The sequence below is a fragment of the Uliginosibacterium silvisoli genome (assembly GCF_036017035.1).
In the GTDB taxonomy this organism is placed as follows: Bacteria; Pseudomonadota; Gammaproteobacteria; order Burkholderiales; family Rhodocyclaceae; genus Viridibacterium; species Viridibacterium silvisoli.
The window spans coordinates 530,411-551,563 of the sequence record NZ_JAYXHS010000001.1; the positions used below are offsets into that span (position 1 = coordinate 530,411).

A 21,153-nucleotide genomic window follows, 5' to 3' on the forward strand; every position below is an offset into this window, starting at 1 on the left:
TTTAAATCCTAGCAGTAAGCTATCAGATATGTAAAGCAAACCGACGCCGAACGGTCTGCTTATGAGTATCAGGGGCGTCTGCCGCCTATAATCGGCCAGCTAACATACGAGCCACCATGCGCAAACCACTCTTTATCGCCGCCGCCGCACTTCTCGGTCTCTTCTTGCTTGCCATTTCCTCGGTCGGTATCGCCGCCGCTTTTGCGTGGCCAAAACTACCGGACCTTGCATCCATCACCGACTACAAACCGCGCATCCCGCTTCGCATCTACACCGCCGACGGCGAACTGATCGGCGAATACGGTGAAGAGCGTCGTAGCTATGTTGCCATGAAGGATGTGCCTGCCGACCTTAAACACGCCATTCTTGCTGCAGAAGACGACCGTTTCTATGAGCACAGTGGCGTGGATTTTGCCGGACTCACCCGTGCCACCGCGCTCAACCTGCTAGGCGGCGCTCGTCGGCAGGGCGGGAGCACGATAACCATGCAGGTGGCGCGCAATTTCTACCTCAGCCGCGAGAAAACCGTCAGTCGTAAACTCTACGAAATACTTCTTGCGTTGAAGATCGAAAAAAACCTGTCAAAGGACCAGATTCTTGAGGTTTATCTCAATCAGATCTATCTCGGGCAACGCGCTTATGGCTTTGGCGCTGCCGCTCAGATCTATTACGGGAAGAATCTGAAAGACTTGACTGTTGGCGAATGCGCGATGCTCGCCGGCCTGCCGAAAGCCCCTTCCGCATATAACCCGGTGGTCAATCTGGAACGCGCAAAGCAACGTCAGCATTATGTTTTGCGGCGTATGCAACAGCTTGCCTATATTGATGCGGCGAGACACGACAAAGCCGTCGCCGAGCCCATCAAGCTGGCGATCAGCAAGACGCAACAGTCCGTGCAGCCGCTGATCTCGCTGCATGCCGAATATGTGGCGGAAATGGCACGACAAATGGCTGTAGACCAGTTCAAGGACGAGGCTTACACACGCGGCATCAAAGTCATCACAACCATTACCAAGCTTGATCAGGCTGCGGCTTATCAGGCTTTGCGCCGTGGCGTGCTCGACTACGAACGACGTCATGGATACCGGGGCGCCGAAGCGCAGCTGGATGTTGCCGACATCAAGTCGGAGCAGGATGAGCAGCTCGAGGACCTGCTGGACAACTATGCAGACCAGGACGAGATCAGGGCGGCCATTGTGCTCGCCGTCTCTCCGCAAACAGTGCGCATCTATCTGCGTGGCGGCGAACTGGCCGACGTAAGTGGTGACAGCCTCAAGTTTGCAGCCGCCATGCTGGCGGCCAACGCACCGGCGCAGAAACAGGTGCGGCGCGGCTCGCTGATTCGCGTCGTGAAAACAGGCAAGGGCTGGGCGATCACCCAGCCGCCGGAAGTCGAGGCCGCTTTCATTTCGCTGGATCCGAACACGGGTGCGATCCGTTCGCTCATTGGCGGTTTCGACTTCAATCGCAATAAATACAACCACGTGACGCAAGCCTGGCGCCAGCCTGGTTCCAGCTTCAAACCTTTCATCTATTCCGCAGCGCTGGAAAAGGGCTTCACTCCGGAAAGCATTTTTGACGATGCACCGCTGAGTTTCTCAGCCACCGCCACCGGCAGTCAGGCCTGGTCGCCGCAGAACTACGATGGCAAGTATGACGGGCCCATGAGCTTGCGCACGGCGCTGACAAAGTCCAAGAATCTGGTTGCGATACGCCTGCTGCAAGCCATCGATCCCGCCTATGGGCAAGACTACGTCACCAGCCGCTTCGGTTTCGATCCAGCCAAGAATCCGCCTTACCTGACCCTCGCGCTTGGCTCCGGCGCCGTGACACCGTGGCAGATGGCAAGTGCCTATGCCATCTTTGCCAATGGCGGCTACCGTATCCAGCCCTATGTGGTGAAAGAGATCCGAGATGAGAAAGACCGCGTGGTGGCCCGTGTAGATCCGATAGTCGCGGGCAAGCAGTCTGAGCGCGTACTGGATGCGCGCAACGTCTATCTCATGAACTCGATGATGCAGGACGTCGTACGACGCGGCACCGCTGCCAAGGCCATGTCGCTGGGGCGCAGCGACCTGGCCGGCAAGACCGGCACCACCAACGACTTCCTCGACGCCTGGTTCAGCGGCTACCAACCCAATCTGGTCGGCATTGCATGGGTTGGCTACGATCAGCCCAAGCGTCTCGGCTCAGGCGAAACAGGCGGCGTCCTGGCGCTGCCAATCTGGATCAATTACATGGAAAAGGCGCTCAAGGGCGTGCCGGAGCAAGGCATGACAGCGCCGCCAGGTCTCGTTCGGGTCAAGACCGACAAGGGCGCAGATGATTTTGTCTACGAGGAGAACCTGCCCGGCGAGCAGGCTGGCGAGGCCAGCGCCCCCGCCGCCAACTAGCTCAGGCTGACGGCTGCGCCAGACTGCTGCCCGATGACACGTGCCAGCGCGACGTAAAGATCCTCACCGTCGCGCGTATTGACCCAGCGCGTGCCCTCCGGCCTGGGATCGGGCTTGTAATGAAAGCCGCCGGAACGCGCCGCTACCCAGATTTCACGGGCCGCCGCGTGGCGATTGATGATGATCTTGCTGCCGTCCTCGAACTCGAGCTCGAGAATGCCGCCCGGTTTGGACTCCATGTCCATATCGACGTCAGCGGCGTCGCAGGCTCTTTCGATTGCCGCCTCAAGCCTCGCCATTTCGGCGTCGGCCAGGTCCAGGAATGTGTTCTCATCCATGCTGGTCTGAGTCCTTGCTACCATTGTGTTTTACTTTGACTGGCCAGCCATGCGCCTGACTCACCGCTTTTCCCGCCTGATTCCGTCCATCGCATCCGCCTGCTTCGCAACGGTGTGCGCCCTTGCGCTGGCCGGCTGCGGCATCAAAGGTGGTTTGTATCTGCCAAAACCACTGCCCCCGGCTGCCGCAACGCCTGCGACGGCCCCTGATAATAGCAAAGCAGGCAGTACCAGCACGGCCACTACGGTACCTACCGCTGCAAGCGTGCAACCGGCCCCGCTCACGGCACAGTCCGCTCCGAAATCCCAGCCCTGATCCGGCCCCGACATTTCTACTTGTTTCCGAATCCTGCCATGACCCGTTCTTCCGCCTTTCCTGTCGCCACGCTCACGCAAGGCAGCTCCGGCCTGCAACTTGAAGCTGTTGCGCTGGCTGACATCGCCGCCCGCTTCGGCACCCCCACTTATGTGTACTCGCGCGCCGCGCTTGAAATGGCCTGGCAGAACTGGGCCAAGGCGCTCGTCGGCCGCGACACGCTGGTCTGCTATGCCGTCAAGGCCAACAGCAATCTCGGCATCCTGAATGTTTTCGCGCGCCTTGGCGCCGGCTTCGACATCGTCTCCGGTGGCGAGTTGTCGCGCGTCCTGGCTGCAGGGGGTGCGGCGGACAAAGTCGTGTTCTCTGGCGTTGGCAAGAGTCGTGCAGAGATGCAGCAAGCTTTACGCGCCGGCGTGCGCTGCTTCAATCTGGAATCGCCTGCCGAGTTGGACCGCATCGAATCCGTAGCGGCCGAAATCGGCGTGCGTGCGCCCATCGCCTTCCGCGTCAATCCCGACGTCGATCCGAAAACGCACCCCTATATTTCCACCGGCCTGCGCGACAACAAGTTCGGCGTGGCTTTCGATGAAGCGCTGGCGCTGTATCGCAAGGCCGCCGCGTCCAGGCATGTGAAGATCAGCGGCATCGCCTGCCACATCGGCTCGCAGCTGCTCGATCCGGCTCCCATGGCGGAAGCTGCAGCAAAGATCCGTGGCCTCGTGGAGAAGCTTGAGTCCGAGGGCATCACGCTGGAACACATCGATCTCGGCGGCGGCCTCGGCATCCGCTACGACGACGAGCAACCGCCCGGCATGAGCGACTACACCGCACCCCTGCTGGCCGCCATGGAAGGCCGCAAGGAACAGCTGTGCTTCGAACCAGGCCGCTCGCTGGTCGGCAATGCCGGCCTGTTGCTTACCCAGGTGGAATACCTCAAGCACAGCCCGACGAAGAATTTTGCGATCGTCGACGCGGCCATGAACGATCTCGCCCGCCCTGCCCTCTACAACGCTTATCACGAGATGGTTGCGGTCAAGCCTGGCACGGCCACGGCGCAAAGCTACGAGATCGTCGGCCCGATCTGCGAAAGCGGCGACTTCCTTGGCCACGACCGTCAGCTGGCGCTTGCCGAGGGCGATCTCATCGCCATCCTTTCAGCCGGCGCCTACGGCATGGCCATGAGCTCGAACTACAACACGCGTGGCCGTTGCGCCGAGGTGATGGTCGATGGCGACAAGATGCACCTCGTGCGCCAGCGCGAAAGCATCGAGAGCCTCTACGCGCTCGAATCAGTCCTGCCCTGAAGACTTATGCACGAGCACGCAAAGGATGGCGAAGGCGTCCGCATTGACAAGTGGCTGTGGGCCGCGCGTTTCTTCAAGACGCGCACGCTGGCCACTGACGCAGTCGATGGCGGCCACGTCCAGGTCAATGGCACGCGCATCAAGCCGGCACGCAATGTCCGGCCCGGTGACCGCATCCATCTCGTGCTTGGCGAGCAACGCTGGGAATTGATCGTGCAGGCGCTCGCCGAAAGGCGCGGCTCCGCCACCATCGCGCGCACGCTTTATGAAGAAACCGCCGAGAGCATCGCGGCACGCTTGGCGCGTATCGAAGCCCGCAAGGTCGAATACGAACCTGCCGACGATATGCGCGGGCGCCCCACCAAGCGGGACCGTCGCCAGATGGGCCGCGTCCGCTGGGACTGATCACGCGGAAAGCAGTCACTTGGCATGGCAGGTCCCGGCGGCATGGCCCCTGCCCCGCGAATGCTTGCGCCGGCCGCCGGTTCCAGCCAAACTCGAATCTACCAGCCAGAGGAGACAGCCATGAGCACGTCGGTTCACGAAATCCTGTCGGGAAAATCGAGCAAGATCCACTCTGTCACGCCGGACACCTCGGTCTACGAGGCGCTGGACTTGATGGCGCGCACGGACATCAGTGCCGTGCTCGTGCTGGAAGGCGAACGCCTGGTGGGCATCTTCACCGAACGCGATTACGCCCGCAAAGTCGCGCTGCGCGGCCGTAACTCCAAGGACACGCGGATCCGCGAAGTCATGACAGAGAATCTGCTGACCGTCTCACCAAGCCAGGATGTGGACGACGTCATGGCAATCATGACCGAAAACCGTTTCCGTCACCTGCCCGTGGTGGACCGCGGCCGGCTCGCCGGCATCGTCACGATTGGCGACGCGGTGAAAGCCGTGATGGAAGAACAACGCCAGACCATTGCACAGCTCTCAAGCTACATCTCGGGCGATATCGCAACCTGAGCGCGGCCACTCTGTCGCCCGGGCATGATGGCAGGCGATAATCCGGCTTTGGCCTTTCTTTCGTCTATTGGCTCGTCCATCTGCCCGTCTCTTCGCACCGCATCATGATCAATCCGAACCGCGCCGTTGTACTGCTTTCCGGGGGGCTGGACTCCGCCACCTGCCTGGCCATTGCCCGCGATGCGGGCCTTGAGGCCTATGCGCTGTCCGTAGCCTATGGTCAGCGCCACATGGCCGAGCTGACAGCAGCCGCGCGCGTGGCAGCTGCGCTGGGCGCGCGCGAACATCGCGTCGCGCAAGTGGAGCTCGGGCAGTTCGGCGGCTCTGCACTCACGGATACCAATATCGACGTGCCGGTAGACGGCGTGCAGCCAGGCATCCCGGTCACCTACGTTCCCGCCCGCAATACCGTCATGCTGTCACTGGCCCTGGGCTGGGCCGAGGTGCTTGGCGCGGGCCACATCTACGTCGGCATCAATGCGGTGGACTATTCGGGCTACCCGGACTGCCGACCGGAGTTCCTCACCGCCTTCGAGAACCTCGCCAAGCTGGCCACCAAGGCGGGAGTCGAGGGCGGCAGCCTGAAAATACATGCGCCGCTGATCGACCTGTCGAAGTCGAACATCATCCGCCTCGGCAGCAGCCTCGGCGTGGATTACTCGATGACGGTCTCCTGCTATCAGGCCGATGACGAGGGCCGCGCCTGCGGCGTCTGCGACTCATGCCGTTTGCGTAGCGAAGGTTTTGCGGCAGCGGGCCAAGCCGACCCGACGCGCTACCGCAACAAATAGCCACGCAAGGCGCGGCATCGTCATCAAGACCGGCATCACCCCAGCAGGGTCGAGGTGTGATGCGCGATCATCCACTCTTCGTTAGTCGGCACCACGGCTACCACCACACCACTGTCCGGCGTGCTGATGCACTGCGCCTTGCCGCGCTGGGCGTTGGCATCCGCATCCAGCCTGGCGCCGAGCCAGCCGAGATACTTCACGATGCTGGCGCGCACATGGCTTGAGTTCTCACCGATCCCGCCAGTGAAGACCAGCGCGTCCAGACCGCCTGCCGCCATGGTCAGCGAACCGATTTCGCGCGCTGCGCGATAACAGAACAGGTCGACCGCTTCCTTCGCCTCAGGCGCGTCGCTCCCCTCCAGCGTGCGCATGTCCTGGCTGATGCCGGACACGCCGAGCAGGCCCGACTCCTTGTAGATCGCCCGCGTCAGCTCCTCGGCACCGTAGCCATGGCGCTCCACCATGTAGAGCAGGATGCCAGGGTCGATGGTGCCACTGCGCGTGCCCATCATCAAACCTTCGGCAGCAGTAAAACCCATCGTCGTCGCCACGCATTTGAGATCGCGCAGGGCCGCCATGGACGCGCCGTTGCCAAGGTGCGCGATCACTACTGCGCCTTGCGCCTTGGCGCCGATGACGGCGGGCAGTTCGCGCGACACGTACTCATAGGACGTCCCGTGAAAACCGTAGCGCTTGACGCCCTCCTGCGTAAGCTTGCGCGGGATCGGATAGGTCTGCGCGAGCCACGGTTGCGTGCGATGGAAGGCGGTATCGAAACAGGCGACCTGCGGCAGCTGCGGATACTTCTTGGCCAGCATGCGGATCGGGCGCAGATTGTGCGGTTGATGCAAGGGGCCCAGTGGAATGAAGGACTCCAGCGTGGCGAACACTTCCGGCGTGATGCGCACAGGTGCGCTGTAGTCCTCGCCACCATGCAGCACGCGGTGCCCGACGGCTTGCAGCTCGACCTTCTGCGCCTCGATCCAGCTCAACAAATGCTCCAGCGCAAATTGCTGCAAGCCTTCGAGGTCGGTACCAGCCGGCGCGTGGATGACGGTGTCGCTCAGCGTTGCGCCATTCACGTCCTTGGCGACAAATTTCGTTTCGGCACCGATGCCGTCGATTTGCCCCCTGAAAAGAGCCAGCGCGTTGGCTGCGAGAGGCGCCTCGAACATGGCGAACTTGAGGCTGGACGAACCCGCGTTGATGATCAGCAAACCCTGCATTGCGACAACCTTTCAGTTCAGAGTGAATCAAGGCGTCGCCCCGAGGGTCGTCCGCCTGGCGTTACGTCTGTAACGGCCAATGTACAAGCCTAGCCGATGATAAAATCATTTCATCCTCGCCGCCTGATCCAGGTCAATTCCACATCCGGACCCCCACACCATGCAAGTCATCATTCTCGCTGCCGGCCAAGGCAAACGCATGCGCTCGCGCCTGCCCAAGGTGCTGCAGCCGATTGCCGGCAAGGCCATGCTCAGCCACGTCATCGCCACTGCCCGCAAGCTGCAGTCCAGCAAGATCTGCGTGGTATACGGCCACGGTGGCGACCAGGTGCGCGCCGCCTTGCCGGATGCCGACCTGTCCTGGGCCGAGCAGGCACAACAGCTCGGCACCGGCCACGCGGTGCAGCAGGCCATGCCGCACATCAAGGACGATGGCGTAGCCCTGATCCTGTATGGCGACGTACCCCTGACGCGCGTCGAGACCTTGCAGGCCCTCATCGCAGCCAGCGAAGGCAAACGCGTCGCACTGCTGACCGTGAACATGATCGATCCCAAAGGTTACGGCCGCATCATCCGTTCCGCTGCGGGCAACGTGCAAAGCATCGTCGAAGAGAAGGATGCGACGCCCGAACAACGCCGCGTCACCGAGGTGAATACCGGCATCCTGTGTGTGCCTGTGACGAAGCTGCGCGACTGGCTCGGCCGCCTCTCGAACAACAACTCGCAAGGCGAGTATTACCTCACCGACATCATCGCCATGGCAGTGGGCGATGGCGTCGAAGTCGCTGCGCACCAGCCTTCTGCGGTGTGGGAAACGCTGGGCGTGAACAACAAGCTGCAGCTCGCCGAGCTGGAGCGCATCCACCAGCGCAATATCGCCGACAGCCTGATGGAAAACGGCGTCACCCTGATCGACCCGGCGCGCATCGACGTGCGTGGCGAACTGAGTTGCGAGCCGGACGTGGAGATCGACGTGGGTTGTGTCTTCGAAGGCACCGTCGAGCTCGGTGACGGCGTGCGCATCGGTGCCCACTGCGTGCTGAAGAACGTGAAGATCGCTGCCGGCACCCATCTCGCACCGTTCTGTCATATCGAGGGCGCGACGATAGGCGCCGATTGCTCGATCGGCCCGTACGCGCGCATCCGTCCCGGCACGCAGCTGGCTGAAGACGTGCATATCGGCAACTTCGTCGAGGTCAAGAACAGCAGTATCGCCGCAGGCACCAAGGCCGGCCACCTCGCCTATCTGGGCGATGCCGACCTCGGCAGCAAGACCAACATCGGCGCGGGCGTGATCACCGCCAACTATGACGGCGCCAATAAATTCCGCACCACCATCGGCAATGATGTCTTCATCGGTTCGGACAGTCAGCTCATCGCGCCCGTGACGGTGGGCGACGGTGCAACGATTGCAGCGGGCACAACGCTGACCTCCAATGCGCAGGCCGGAGAGCTGACCATGTCGCGTACGCGCCAGAGCACCATCGTGGGCTGGAAGCGCCCAGTCAAGAAACCGGCCTGAGAACACGCAGATGGACGCACAACCCTCTCACCAGCTCAGCATGACCGTGCTGATGACGCCTGACATGGCCAACTTCTCCGGCAATGTGCACGGCGGTGCCGTGCTCAAGCTGCTCGATCAGGTTGCCTATGCCTGTGCCAGCCGCTATGCCGGCCGCTATGTCGTCACCATGTCGGTCGACCAGGTCACTTTCCGCCAACCCATCCACGTCGGCGAGCTCGTCAGCTTCCTCGCTTCGGTGAACTACACCGGACGCACCTCGATGGAGATCGGCGTCAAGGTGATTACCGAGAACATCCAGAAACGCAGCGTGCGCCACGCCAATAGCTGCTTCTTCACGATGGTGGCGGTCGACGACAAGGGCAAGGCCACCGAGGTACCCGCGCTGCAACCGCAAACCGCCGACGAATTGCGCCGGCACGCCTCGGCCAAGGTGCGCCGCGAACTGCGTCAGGAGATGGAGCGACGTCAGCGCGAGATCCAGGAAGCCATGCTGCGCGCAGCAAGCTCGGGCTCAGCGCCAATGTAATGTCAGCGGGCCAGGGCGGCCCGCCTGCGCCATCAAGCCGTCACCAGCTCACTCACCGAGGTACGCGCTGCGCACCTTGGGGTCGTGCAGCAGCGCATCACCTGTCCCGGTCAGCGTTATCTGGCCGCTCTCCATGACATAGGCACGTTGCGAGAAATGCAGGGCGAGATTGGCGTTCTGCTCGACCAGCAGCACCGTCACGCCTTCACGCACGATGGATTGCACGACCTCGAAGATCTTCTCGACGAAGAGTGGCGCGAGGCCCATCGAGGGCTCATCCAGCAGGAGCAGTTTCGGCTTCGACAATAAGGCACGGCCGATGGCCAGCATCTGCTGCTCTCCGCCGGAAAGCGTGCCCGCGACCTGCGCAAGACGCTCTTTTACGCGCGGCAGCATCTCGAACACACGCTGCATGTCAGTTTCGATCTGCGCCTTGTCGGTGCGGATGTAAGCCCCCATGCGCAGGTTCTCTTCAACGGTGAGCCGCGTGAAGATGCCGCGCCCCTCCGGCACCAGGGCCAAGCCGCGCTGCACACGCTTGTGCGCTGGCAGGCTGTTGATGCTGGCACCGTCGTAGATCAGATCACCCGCGGCAATCGGTAAGGTGCCGGCAATGGCATTGAGCGTGGTGGTCTTGCCTGCACCGTTGGCGCCGATCAGTGAAACCAGTTCGCCAGCATGCAGCGCGAGGTCGATGCCCTTGACCGCCTTGATCTGGCCGTAAGCAATCTGCACCTGCTTCAGTTCGAGAATGGGCACGTGATCAGGCATGTGCGCCTCCCAGATAGGCTTCGATCACGGCGGCATTTTTCTGCACGATGGCAGGTACGTCCTCGACGATCTTCTTGCCGAAGTCCAGCACGGCCACACGGTCACAGAGTCCCATCACCAGTTTCACGTCGTGTTCGATGAGCAGCACGGTGACACCATCATGGCGGATGGTTTCGATCAGGGTACGCAGATGCGAAGTCTCGGTGGCGTTCATGCCGGCAGCGGGTTCATCCAGCGCCAGCAGCTGCGGCTCGGTGGCCAGCGCACGTGCAATCTCGAGGCGGCGCTGGTCTCCATAGGACAGATTCTTCGATACGGTATTGGCGAAGCGCTCGATGCCGACGTAGCGCAGCAATTCGAAGGCGCGCTCCGTCACGAGACGCTCTTCCTCGCGCACATGCTTGCGTTGCAGGAGGATGCCGAACAGGCCCGCCGTCGAACGCGTGTGGTGGCCGACCATCACGTTCTCCAGCGCCGTCAGTTCGCGGAACAGGCGGATGTTCTGGAAGGTGCGCGCAATGCCGCGCTGGACGATCTTGTGCGGTTCGCCGTAAGGCAGCTCCGAGCCGGAGAACACGAACTCGCCTGACTCGGGTGTGTACGCCCCGCTGAGGACATTGAAGAAGGTCGTCTTGCCGGCGCCATTGGGCCCGATCAGGCCGTAGATCTCGCCTTTGTTGATCGACAAGGAGACATCTGTGAGCGCCTGCAGACCACCGAAACGCTTGTGGATGCCGCGTGCTTCGAGCAGCTTGATCATGCCTGCACCTCTGCACCCTTGCCGCCCTTGCCCAACACAAGCTCGGGCTTCGAGTAGCGCGAGTGCGCCGGCATGAGACCCGCCGGCCGCAGCAACATCATGAAGATCAAGGCCAGCGCGTAAACCAGCATGCGCAGGATTTCCGGATCGAGCAGCACATGCCCGAACACGGCCGTCTGCATCGGCACCGCGTAGCTACGCAGCACCTCCGGCAACCATGACAGGATCAGCGCGCCAACGATGACGCCACCGATATTGCCCATGCCGCCGAACACCACCATGGCGAGCACGATGATGGACTCCATCAGCGAGAAGCTCTCGGGGCTCACGAAGCCCTGGAAGGCACCGAACAAGCCACCTGCCACACCGCCGAACGTAGCCCCCATCGCAAATGCCAGCAGCTTGCAGTTGCGCAGATTGATGCCGACTGCCTTGGCAGCCAGATCATCGTCGCGGATCGCTGCCCAGGCGCGCCCGATGCGTGACACCTGCATGCGTTTGACGAGGATCACCGACAGCACGACGAAGCCGAGGAAGACGTAGTAGTAGAACAGCAAGGGGTTGATGCTGAAATCATCGGTGATGGCTACACGCTTCGAAATGTCCCAACCGAAGATGTGCAGGGTGTCGAGCATGTTGATGCCCTGCGGTCCGTTGGTGATATTGATCGGGTGGTTCAGGTTGTTCATGAAGATACGCACGATCTCGCCGAACCCCAGCGTGACGATGGCAAGGTAATCACCGCGCAGGCGCAACACCGGGAAGCCGAGGATCACACCGGCCAGTGCGGCGAAGCCAGCACCCAGCGGCAGCACGACCCAGAACGGCAGATGCACGCCGAAGTGCGGGCTGGCAAGGAAGGCCCAGGTGTAGGCGCCGACGGCGTAGAAAGCGATGTAGCCGAGATCGAGCAGGCCGGCAAAACCGACCACCAGATTGAGGCCGACGGCGAGCATCACATAGAGCAGCGCGAAGTCGAGAATGCGCACCCAGGCCGGGCCGACACCGAGTGCCGCGATGGGTGCCAACAGCATGATGGCGATGACAATGCTGCGTGCGGCTTTGGGATTGTGTGTGCCGAAGTACGGCACGATGCGGGCGAGTTCTTCCATGTCTTTACGCTCGATCCGCGACGCGCTCGCCGAGGAGACCTGTAGGTCGGAAGATCAGCACAACGCCCAGAATGGCGAAGGCAAAAATATCCTGGTAGCTGGAGTTGAAGAAGCCGAAGCTGAACTGTTCGATGTAGCCGGCCCCGATGGCCTCGACCAGCCCGAGCAGGATGCCGCCCAGCATCGCACCGCCCAGATTGCCGATACCACCCAGCACCGCAGCAGTAAAAGCCTTGAGGCCAGGCAGGGTGCCCATGGTGCTGTGCGCGATACCGTAATTCGAGGCGATCATCACGCCAGCAATTGCGGCCAGACCCGAGCCGAGCACGAAGGTCAGCGAGATGATGCGATTGGCATCCACGCCCATCAGGCTGGCGATGCGGTGGTTCTCGGCCGTGGCACGCATCGCACGACCGATGCGCGTCCGGTTTACCAGCACGGTCAGGCCGATCATCAGCAGTGCCGAGACGATGAGAATCACGATCTGCACCGGCGCGATATACACGCCCGGTACAGGCTGCAGCGGCGTCGTCGAGATGAGTTGCGGGAAGCTGTAGTAGTTGCGGCCCCAGATGATCATGGCCATCGTCTGCAACAGGAAAGACACGCCGATCGCCGTGATCAGAGGCGCCAGGCGCGGCGCATTGCGCAGGCGGCGATAAGCCGCACGCTCGATGACGTAGCCCATCAGCATGGATACCGGAATCGCCACCAGCAGGCCGAAAGCCAGTGTCGGCAATGCACCGAGATGTGGCCAGGTGTGCTGCGCAAAGTTGATGGCCTGCAGCGCTACGAGGGCGCCGATCATCAGGATGTCGCCGTGGGCGAAATTGATGAGGCCAAGAATGCCGTAGACCATGGTGTAGCCGAGGGCGACAAGCGCATACATGCTGCCCACGACGAGACCATTGATGATTTGCTGGAGTAGCGTTTCCATATCTTTTTTGTATGCAAGAAACGGGCTTGGTTGTTGGGTTTCTGGTTACGCCAAATCGTTGATATGCGGAAGTTCGCCGTCAGGCCGGGTGAGGGCTGGCTGCAAATGACAAATCCGCACCGCAATCGCACATCCTCAAAAAAATGGCGCGACCCGCAGGTTCGCGCCATTTTCATCAGCTCAATTTGATGCAGATCACTTCATGGGTTCCCACTTGCCGGCCTTGAACTCATAAACGGTGATCGCGCCGTCCTTGAGGTCACCCTTTTCGTCGAACTTGATCGTACCGGTTACACCCTTGTGCGCGACTTTCTTCAGCGCAGGCAGGTACTTGGCCGGCTCGACCGAGCCTGCGGTCTTCATGGCTTCGATGACGGTGGAGGTTGCGTCGTAGGAGTACGGCGAGTAAGCCTGCACTTCAGCATTGAAACGCTTCTTGAAACGATCCTTGAACTTGGCGTCCGGCATCGAGTCGAGTGGCACGCCCGGTTGCGTGCAATAGGCTGTGCCTTCCTTGATCGCGTCGCCGGCCAGCTTGATCAGCTCGGGCGTACATCCGCCGTCACCCATCAGGAACTTGGCACCAATGCCGAGTTGCTTGACCTGTTTGACCATCGGGCCACCTTGCGGATCCATACCGCCGAAGAAGATGACATCCGGGTTCTGCGACTTGACCTTGGTCAGGATGGTCATGAAGTCGGTGGCCTTGTCGGTAGTGAACTCGCGCGTCGTCACCGTGCCGCCAGCGGCCTTCACGGCCTTCTCGAACTCGTCAGCCAGGCCTTGACCGTAAGCGGAGCGGTCGTCGATGACGGCAACCTTCTTGCCCAGCTTGCTGACTGCGAACTTCGCGGCGGCAGGGCCTTGTTTGCCGTCATGCGCCATGACGCGGAAGATGTTCTCGAAACCTTGCTGGGTCAGCGTCGGGTTGGTGGCCGAGGGCGAAATCATGACGATGCCGGCCTGGTTGTAGATACGCGACGCGGGGATGGTGGTCCCTGAATTCATGTGGCCGATGACGGCCTTCACGCCCGCATCGACAAGGCGTTGTGCAACGGCCGTACCCTGCTTCGGGTCCGCCTGGTCGTCTTCACCGACAACCTCGAACTTGACCTTCTTGCCGGCGATGGTGACGCCCTTGGCATTGGCGTCTTCAACGGCAAGACGCACACCATTTTCCGTGTCCTTGCCAAGGTGGGCCTGCGCACCCGTGAGTGGAGCCGAACTGCCGATCTTTACGACAACTTCCTGTGCCTGTGCCACGCCCATCCCGAGTGCAACCAGGGATAGAGCAATGATTGTTTTTTTCATGACGACCTCCGCAAAGACGACTCTCTTGTTCAAGGGACAACCCGATGCACGGGCAGCAACCGGTTCGTGCGGCTGCAGGCACATGAAGCCTACACCCTGCTCGGATGTTACAGAAGTTGCAGCCACAACAAAACGATTGTTCGATGCTGCGCAACATCCCCACCCGCTCGTCTCCCGGCCTTATGCCATGCTGGTCTGCGGACGCGCGCAGGCATATGCTGCGAAGCGGCTTGCCTGACAACTTCGGCAAACCAACAAGCAGCGTCACAAGAAAGGATTGAGCCTTGAGCGACCCCGTCATCCTGAAAATCGAAACCGCCGGACAGCGCCTCGGCCTGCTGCCCGAACTCGGCGGCAGCGTCGCCTTCTGGGAAGTGCGCCGCAACGATGGCTGGCATGCCATCTGGCGCCCCTACGCCCCCACCACGGCAGATGGTCGCCGCACGGTCGGCAATTTCCCGCTGGTGCCCTTCTCCAATCGCGTCACCGGCGGCGGTATCACTGTCGATGGCGAGTTCCATCCCATGACGCCGAACCGCTTCGACCCGACACCGATCCACGGCACTGGCTGGATGCACGAGTGGGAGACGCGCGAGCACGGCGCGCAGGTGATCGAATTGAGCGTCGAGTCGCATCGCAAGCACGGCTACCCATGGGACTACTTCGCCACGCAGCGCTACAGCCTTGGCGACGACAGCATGACCATGCGCCTTGAAGTCGAACACCTCGGCGACAAGCCGATGCCCTACGGACTCGCCTGGCATCCCTTCCAGTTGCGTGGCGACAATCCCGAAGGCCCGCGCCTGCAGTTCCGCGCGGATGGCTACTGGCTCGCCGGCGACGACTGCATTCCACAGGAGCTCGTCGAAGACCTGCCCGCGGATCGGGACTTCAACGCGCTGCGCCCGCTCGGTCACGGTAAGATCGACAACAACTTCTCCGGCTGGGATGGGCGCATGCGCATGGAGCGCGACGACATCGACCTGCGCATCGATTGGGAAACCACGGAGCCGGACAACCTGACGACCTCCATCCTGTTCCGCCCCGAGAATCTGCCCTTCTTCTGCTTCGAGCCGATCACGCACATCACCGACGCATTCCATCGCCCTGGCATGCCCGGCATGCGCATGTTGAAGAAGGGCGAGCGCATGGCGCTGGAGGTGGTGCAAAAGCTGTCACACATCCATCCCTAGCCAGGAGAGGACATGAGACGCCTGATTGTTCTAATCGTAATCGCAACCATCGCGTGGCAAGGCTATGGGAAGTATCGGTCATCCCATGATGAAAGATCCGAAAACCGGCCAGAGTCCTTTGGCGAAGTCATGCGGCAAACACAGACCCAACCCACGCAATACAGCAACACCCGAACCAGCAACTACAAATGCGATGGACGAACTCATTGCTCACAAATGACTTCTTGTGACGAGGCAACATACTTCCTCAGGAATTGTCCAGGCGTGAAAATGGATGGAAACAACGACGGCGTTCCGTGCGAACAACAATGGTGTAGATAGCAAGATCAGACAGTCACTTGAATGGATGCCCCGGTGGGACAGGGCAATCGCGACAATGTACCGCAGGACAGCGGACAGCCATTCGTCGCCCATGCCCGTATAGCCCAATGACATGCTCCAGCACTAGACGCCGCTTCTGCTAGAGTTGCCGCAAATTTCGACGACCCCAAGGACATGTCATGGCACTCGGCACGAACAAGAAACTGGCCCTCATCCTGCTGCTGGTCTGCGTAGGTGCAGGCGCAGCCGGCGGCTGGTGGTTCAAGAAGCATCGTGCGCCTGGCCAGATTTCCGGTGACGCCGTGCTGCCTGCAGCCAACGGCCCGTTCGAAGTCAGCTCCTGTCTGGCTCGCCTGCACGACGACAAGCCGGCACTGGCCGTGATGTTCTCCGACAATGTCGACGCCGACCAGGCACTCGACAAGCTCATTGAAGTAACCGATGGCGGCGCGACGCCCAAGGAAGACGACAATGCGAAGAAGAAAGACAAGGCCGCATCCGGTCCGGTCGCGGAAGTCGTCAAGGGCGGCTGGATCGTCTCCGACAACCCGCACGTCCTGCTCTTTCCCTTCGTCAAACCCGGCCACCAATACACGATCAAGCTGAGCGCGGCGCTCGCCTCTGCCTCTGGCCGGAAACTGGACACGCAGCAAAGCTGTGATGTCTCCAGCGACGAGATGTCGCCCTCCTACTTCTTCGCCAGCAAGGGCACGGTGTTGCCCGCCGGCCTCAACGGCGGCCTGCCGGTGGTCACCGTCAACATTCCCGAAGTCGATGTGCAGTTCCTGCGTGTCTCGCCCGAGAAGATGCCGCAGTTCATCGACATGGTGGTCGGCAAGCGCCACGTCGCGTCCGGCGACGAAGAGAGCGATGAAGAGGGCGAGAACGATTATTACGACTACTGGAGCAACCGCAATCGCCTCAAGGGCCAGACCTCGGGCTGGCAGCTCAATGCCTTGCAGAAGATGGCCGAGAGCGTCTACAACGGCCGCTTCCTGACCAACGATGTGCCGAACAGCCGCAAGGTCACTTTCCTGCCCGTCGAGAAGATCTCCGAGCTGAAGGAGCCCGGCATCTACGTCGCAGTCATGAGCCGCCCCGGCTTCTTCGACAACGACTACCAGGTCACCCATTTCTACGTCAGCGATATCGGTCTGCACGTGCGTCGTCAGGTCAAGCAGACCGACGTGTTTACAACCTCGCTGAAGACCGGCAAGGCCGTCGGCGGTATCGAACTCGAGGTGCTCGGCGACGAAGGCAAGTCACTGCTGCAAGGCAAGACCGATGGCGATGGCCATGGCGTGCTGCCGGGCCTGCCGGACGGCGCGCGCCTGCTGCTCGCCAAGCGTGGCAAGGAAACCTCCATCATCGCCCTGCAGGAGCCGGGCCTTGATCTCGCCGAATTCGACATCGGTGGCCACCTGCCGCGCGATGCCAAACTCTTCGCCTGGGCTGGCCGCGACCTGTACCGGCCCGGCGAGAAGTTCACCGTTTCGCTGATGGCGCGCAATGCGGATGGGACCGCCCTGCCACCCGCCCCCATCAAGGTCGATCTGAAGAAGCCCGATGGCGACGTGGTCAACTCGACCATGTGGCAACCGAACGCCAAGACAGCCGGCTACCTGCAGCAAAGCATCGACCTGCCACCCGATGCGGCCACCGGCAAGTGGAGCCTGGAATTCCGCGCCGACCCGGCAGCCAAGCGCCCCGACACGATCTGGACTTTCCAGGTCGAGGAGTTCCTGCCCGAACGCATGAAGCTGACGCTCAAGAGCGACACGAAACCACTGGGCAGCAAGGACGATTTCAGCGTCGCCGTGCAGGGTGACTACCTCTACGGCGCACCCGCCTCCGGCAACCGCCTGCTCGGCAGCGTGGCACAGGAGCGCGCACGCAATCCGCTACAGAAGGAATGGCCGGGCTTCATCTTCGGCGACTTCGCCGACGACAAGGAAAAGAGTCGCGCCGAGCTGGAAGAGACCGCACTTGATGACGCCGGCAAGGGCGTCATCGACATCCCGTTCAGCACCGACAACAAGTCACCGATGCGGGTACGCGCCTCGCTGAGCCTGCTCGAATCCGGCGGCCGGCCTGTCGTGCGTTCGATCGAGCGCGTGTGGTGGCCTGCCGACGCCCTCATCGCATTGCGTCCGGCTTTCGAACGCGACGTCGCGCGCGAAGGCAGCATGGCCGAATTCGAACTGATCCGCGTCACGCCAGCAGGCAAGTTCGCCGCACTCAACGAAGCACCGTTCCGTCTCGTGCGCGAAGACCGCCAGTACTACTGGCGTTACGACGCCGGCCGCGGCTGGCACTCCGGCTACACCGAAGCCGAAGAAACCGTGCAGGCCGGCGCGCTGCAACTCAAGGCGCGCGCCAAGCTGACCCTGCCCGTGCAGTGGGGCACCTACCGCCTCGAAATCACCGATCCGCAAACGCAACTGGTCACGCGCTACCGCTTCTACGCGGGCTGGAATGCGCAGGACACCGAGAGTGTCGGCAACCGCCCCGACCGCGTACGCCTGCAACTCGAAGGAGCACCGGCCAAACCCGGCGACAGCGTGAAGCTCAAGATTACGCCTCCGCACGATGGCGAGGCCCTGGTGCTGGTCGAGGCTGACAAGGTGCTGTGGAGCACGCGCGTCACCGTCAGCACCGACGGCACCACGGTGAACGTGCCTATCGACAAGAGCTGGAACCGCTCGGACATGTACATCTCGACCGTGGTATTCCGTCCGGGTAGCGAAGGCGACCGCGTCACGCCGGCACGCGCCATCGGCCTGACCTGGCTGCCGCTGGCACGCGAGGCACGCAAGCTCAAGGTGAGCGTCACAGCACCGGCACGCGTCGAGCCCGAGAAACGCATGACAGCCCACGTGAAGGTCGAGGGTGCCGCCGGCAAGACGGCGATGGTGACCGTGTCGGCCGTCGATGTCGGCATTCTCAACATCACCAGCTTCAAGACACCCGACCCGTTCGACTTCTTCTTCGGCAAGCATCGTTTCGGCGCCGAACTCTCTGACCTCTACGGCAAGATCATCGAGCGCATGGACGGCACGCCCGGCAAGCTCAAGTGGGGCGGCGACGCCGGCATGCGCGACACGCGCAGCATGCCCAAGAAGGTGAAGCTGGTGGACCTGTTCTCCGGTCCGATCCAGCTCAATGCGAACGGTGAAGCGGACGTGCCGCTCGACGTGCCGGACTTCAACGGCACGCTGCGCCTGATGGTGGTCGCCTCCACGCCGGAAGCCTACGGCAGCACCGATCGTGAAGTCACCGTCTCGGCCCCCATCGTTGCCGAGATCGCCATGCCACGCTTCATCGGCCCGGGCGACAGCTCGAGCTTCGCACTCGATGTGACCAACATGATGGGCAGCGCGCAGGACGTCAGCATCAAGCTGACATCCGACAAGCTGCTGAAGATTGCCGACGGCGAACGCTCGCTCAAACTGGCCGACAAGCAGCGCAGCATCCTGCGCTTCACGGCCGAGCCGACCGAACCATATGGCCTGTCGCGCGTGATGCTCGATGTCAAGACAGCAGGGCCAAAACCAGTCGTCATTCACCGCGAGTTCGCACTGCAGATCCAGCCGCCCGTGCCGCGCGAACAGGATGCGCGCCGCATCCGCATCGAGCCGGGCAGCACCCAGCGTCTCGACACGGCAATGGTGGACCGTTTCTTCCGTGGCTCGGCGACGCTCAGCGCAACCATGTCGAGCAAACCGCCGCTCAACGTCAACAGCCTAGTCAAGGGCCTGCTCGACTATCCATATGGCTGCCTCGAGCAGACCACCAGCGCGGCCTATCCGCATGTCTTCATCGACGAGGAAGGCGCCAAGGCGGTCGGTCTGAAACCACGCACGCGTGACGAGCGCGCGAAGTTCATCGAGGGCGCCATCGGCCGAATCGCCGGCATGCAAGGCGAATCGGGTGGTTTCCGTCTATGGAGTGGCGACAGCGGGCCTTACGAGCAGTGGCTCACGCCCTATGTCACGGGCTTCCTCATGGATGCGCGCGAAGCCGGGTTCAATGTCCCCGAAACCATGACCAAGCGCGCCGAGCAGTGGATGCTGCAACGCCTCAACGGCGCGGGCAACGAGTTCCCATCGCTGCCTGCGGCGATGAAGCCCGACGCCAATGGTCGTTACGCCTGGCGTGACTACGACCTGCTGCGCAACAGCCACCAGCGCTTCGCCGAACTGGCGCACATCGGCTACATGCTGGCGCGCCAGCAGAAGGCACCGCTGGCATCGCTGCGCCTGCTCTACGACCAGTACCGCGACCGCGCACGCTCGCCGCTACCGCTCGTGCATCTGGGCATAGCACTGCAGATGATGGGCGACGCCAAGCGCGGCGATGCCGCCATTGCCGAAGCCATGACCAAGGCATACGGGATCCGCACCGACTGGGAGTGGGACTGGCTGGGCGACTACGGCACGGCCGTGCGTGACCAGGCCCTGTCGTACGCGCTGATGCTGCGTCACAAGGTCAGCCATCCGCAGCGCGAGAACATGCTGGTCAATCTCGCCGATCGCCTCGGCAAGCCACGCGGCTACTTCTCGACGCAGGAGCGCATCGCCTTGTTCCTCGCCGCACGTGCAGCAGGCGGCACGCCGGGCGAAGGCTGGAATGCCGTCATCAAGACGGCGGATGGCGAAACCATGCTGACATCGAAGAACAGCGAGATGCGCAACTTCGATCCGGCGCTGGCAGCCAAGGGCATCACCATCGAGAACCGGGGCAACGGCCCGCTGTGGCTCGAAGTCGAAGCCAGCGGCTACCCGCTCAAGCCGCCGGTCGCCAGCAGCGACAAGATCGCGCTGACGCGCAGCTGGTACACCACCGACGGCAAGCCATGGAAGGGCGGCCCGCTGAAGGTCGGCGACATGCTCATCGTGCGCGTCACGGCACAGGCCAAGCAGCGCATCGAAGACGGCCTCATCGTCGACCACATCCCGGCTGGTCTTGAAGTGGAAAACCTCAACCTGTCGCAAGGACCACAATCGGGCGAGTTCAGCATCGACGGCGTGAATGTCGGCGAAGCCATGAAGAACGAGCGCATCAAGCACCGCGAGTATCGCGACGACCGCTTCGTCGCGGCCGTGCGTCTCGATGGCGATGTGATGCGCCTGTTCTACATGCTGCGTGTCGTCACGCCGGGCAAGTTCAACGTGCCGGCACCGTATGCGGAAGACATGTACCGTCCGGACATCCGTGCGCATGGTCCGTCGGTGGAGCCAGTGACGGTGGTGGATCCGCGTGCTGTGGCGAAGTGATCGGGGTTTGAAATCGTCTCGTTGAAGTTGAAGCTGTCCCGTTTGTACGCCTCCCCCTCTCCCGGCCTCCGGCCACCCTCC

At 62.0% G+C, this 21,153-nt stretch carries 18 protein-coding genes; 11 read left to right on the plus strand and 7 right to left on the minus strand.

Annotated elements, in window-relative coordinates:
- Window positions 1–116: 116 nt before the first annotated feature.
- Window positions 117–2,393, plus strand: a complete 2,277-nt coding sequence (locus tag VVD49_RS02490; RefSeq protein WP_327597544.1) for a penicillin-binding protein 1A — start codon at window positions 117–119, stop codon at window positions 2,391–2,393.
- On the opposite strand, the gene cyaY is transcribed toward VVD49_RS02490, so the two are convergent.
- Entirely contained in the window at window positions 2,390–2,731 is a 342-nt protein-coding gene (cyaY, locus tag VVD49_RS02495) for an iron donor protein CyaY (protein ID WP_327597545.1), read from the minus strand. The two genes, VVD49_RS02490 and cyaY, sit on opposite strands and share 4 nt — an antisense overlap.
- Before the next feature lie 49 nt (window positions 2,732–2,780).
- On the opposite strand from cyaY, the gene lptM reads away from it, so the two are divergent.
- The 5 genes from lptM (at window position 2,781) to queC (ending at window position 6,114) form a co-directional block, all read left to right on the plus strand.
- Complete coding sequence (gene lptM, locus VVD49_RS21790; protein ID WP_416384878.1) at window positions 2,781–3,047, plus strand: LPS translocon maturation chaperone LptM; 267 nt, start codon at window positions 2,781–2,783, stop codon at window positions 3,045–3,047.
- Window positions 3,048–3,085: 38 nt separating this feature from the next.
- Window positions 3,086–4,354 carry a diaminopimelate decarboxylase gene (gene lysA / locus VVD49_RS02500; protein ID WP_327597546.1) on the plus strand — a complete coding sequence of 423 codons (1,269 nt, stop codon included), beginning with the start codon at window positions 3,086–3,088 and terminating at the stop codon, window positions 4,352–4,354.
- A 6-nt stretch (window positions 4,355–4,360) separates the two neighbouring features.
- Window positions 4,361–4,759, plus strand: a complete 399-nt coding sequence (locus VVD49_RS02505) for an RNA-binding S4 domain-containing protein (RefSeq protein WP_327597547.1) — start codon at window positions 4,361–4,363, stop codon at window positions 4,757–4,759.
- Window positions 4,760–4,879: 120 nt separating this feature from the next.
- A complete protein-coding gene (locus VVD49_RS02510) occupies window positions 4,880–5,323 on the plus strand; it encodes a CBS domain-containing protein (protein WP_327597548.1) in 444 nt (147 codons plus the stop codon).
- A gap of 104 nt (window positions 5,324–5,427) precedes the next feature.
- Window positions 5,428–6,114, plus strand: coding sequence for a 7-cyano-7-deazaguanine synthase QueC (gene queC, locus VVD49_RS02515; RefSeq protein WP_327597549.1), 687 nt, complete (start codon window positions 5,428–5,430; stop codon window positions 6,112–6,114).
- A 35-nt stretch (window positions 6,115–6,149) separates the two neighbouring features.
- Here queC and VVD49_RS02520 read toward each other — a convergent pair whose 3' ends face one another.
- Window positions 6,150–7,340, minus strand: a complete 1,191-nt coding sequence (locus VVD49_RS02520) for an acetate/propionate family kinase (protein ID WP_327597550.1) — start codon at window positions 7,338–7,340, stop codon at window positions 6,150–6,152.
- Between the two features lie 160 nt (window positions 7,341–7,500).
- Between VVD49_RS02520 and glmU the strand changes: the two genes are divergently transcribed.
- Entirely contained in the window at window positions 7,501–8,862 is a 1,362-nt protein-coding gene (glmU, locus tag VVD49_RS02525; protein ID WP_327597551.1) for a bifunctional UDP-N-acetylglucosamine diphosphorylase/glucosamine-1-phosphate N-acetyltransferase GlmU, read from the plus strand.
- 10 nt (window positions 8,863–8,872) lie between these two features.
- Window positions 8,873–9,391 carry an acyl-CoA thioesterase gene (locus tag VVD49_RS02530; RefSeq protein WP_327597552.1) on the plus strand — a complete coding sequence of 173 codons (519 nt, stop codon included), beginning with the start codon at window positions 8,873–8,875 and terminating at the stop codon, window positions 9,389–9,391.
- Between the two features lie 48 nt (window positions 9,392–9,439).
- Here the strand turns inward: VVD49_RS02530 and VVD49_RS02535 are convergent, their stop codons facing one another.
- The 5 genes from VVD49_RS02535 to VVD49_RS02555 all read right to left on the minus strand — a co-directional run bounded on the left by VVD49_RS02535 (window position 9,440) and on the right by VVD49_RS02555 (window position 14,282).
- Complete coding sequence (locus VVD49_RS02535; protein WP_327597553.1) at window positions 9,440–10,162, minus strand: ABC transporter ATP-binding protein; 723 nt, start codon at window positions 10,160–10,162, stop codon at window positions 9,440–9,442.
- The gene (locus VVD49_RS02540) at window positions 10,155–10,922 is read right to left on the minus strand and encodes an ABC transporter ATP-binding protein (RefSeq protein ID WP_327597554.1); all 768 of its coding nucleotides are present in this window, start codon (window positions 10,920–10,922) and stop codon (window positions 10,155–10,157) included. The genes VVD49_RS02535 and VVD49_RS02540 overlap by 8 nt, the downstream gene beginning before the upstream one ends.
- Entirely contained in the window at window positions 10,919–12,034 is a 1,116-nt protein-coding gene (locus tag VVD49_RS02545; protein WP_327597555.1) for an ABC transporter permease subunit, read from the minus strand. The genes VVD49_RS02540 and VVD49_RS02545 overlap by 4 nt, the downstream gene beginning before the upstream one ends.
- Before the next feature lie 4 nt (window positions 12,035–12,038).
- Complete coding sequence (locus tag VVD49_RS02550) at window positions 12,039–12,971, minus strand: branched-chain amino acid ABC transporter permease (protein WP_327597556.1); 933 nt, start codon at window positions 12,969–12,971, stop codon at window positions 12,039–12,041.
- A gap of 195 nt (window positions 12,972–13,166) precedes the next feature.
- Window positions 13,167–14,282 carry a branched-chain amino acid ABC transporter substrate-binding protein gene (locus VVD49_RS02555; RefSeq protein WP_327597557.1) on the minus strand — a complete coding sequence of 372 codons (1,116 nt, stop codon included), beginning with the start codon at window positions 14,280–14,282 and terminating at the stop codon, window positions 13,167–13,169.
- 284 nt (window positions 14,283–14,566) lie between these two features.
- Between VVD49_RS02555 and VVD49_RS02560 the strand changes: the two genes are divergently transcribed.
- From VVD49_RS02560 to VVD49_RS02570, 3 genes are all read left to right on the plus strand, one after another.
- Window positions 14,567–15,475, plus strand: coding sequence for an aldose 1-epimerase (locus tag VVD49_RS02560; protein WP_327597558.1), 909 nt, complete (start codon window positions 14,567–14,569; stop codon window positions 15,473–15,475).
- A gap of 129 nt (window positions 15,476–15,604) precedes the next feature.
- Window positions 15,605–15,796, plus strand: a complete 192-nt coding sequence (locus tag VVD49_RS02565) for an excalibur calcium-binding domain-containing protein (protein WP_327598934.1) — start codon at window positions 15,605–15,607, stop codon at window positions 15,794–15,796.
- A gap of 179 nt (window positions 15,797–15,975) precedes the next feature.
- Window positions 15,976–21,072, plus strand: coding sequence for an alpha-2-macroglobulin family protein (locus tag VVD49_RS02570; RefSeq protein ID WP_327597559.1), 5,097 nt, complete (start codon window positions 15,976–15,978; stop codon window positions 21,070–21,072).
- The last annotated feature ends 81 nt before the right edge of the window (window positions 21,073–21,153 follow it).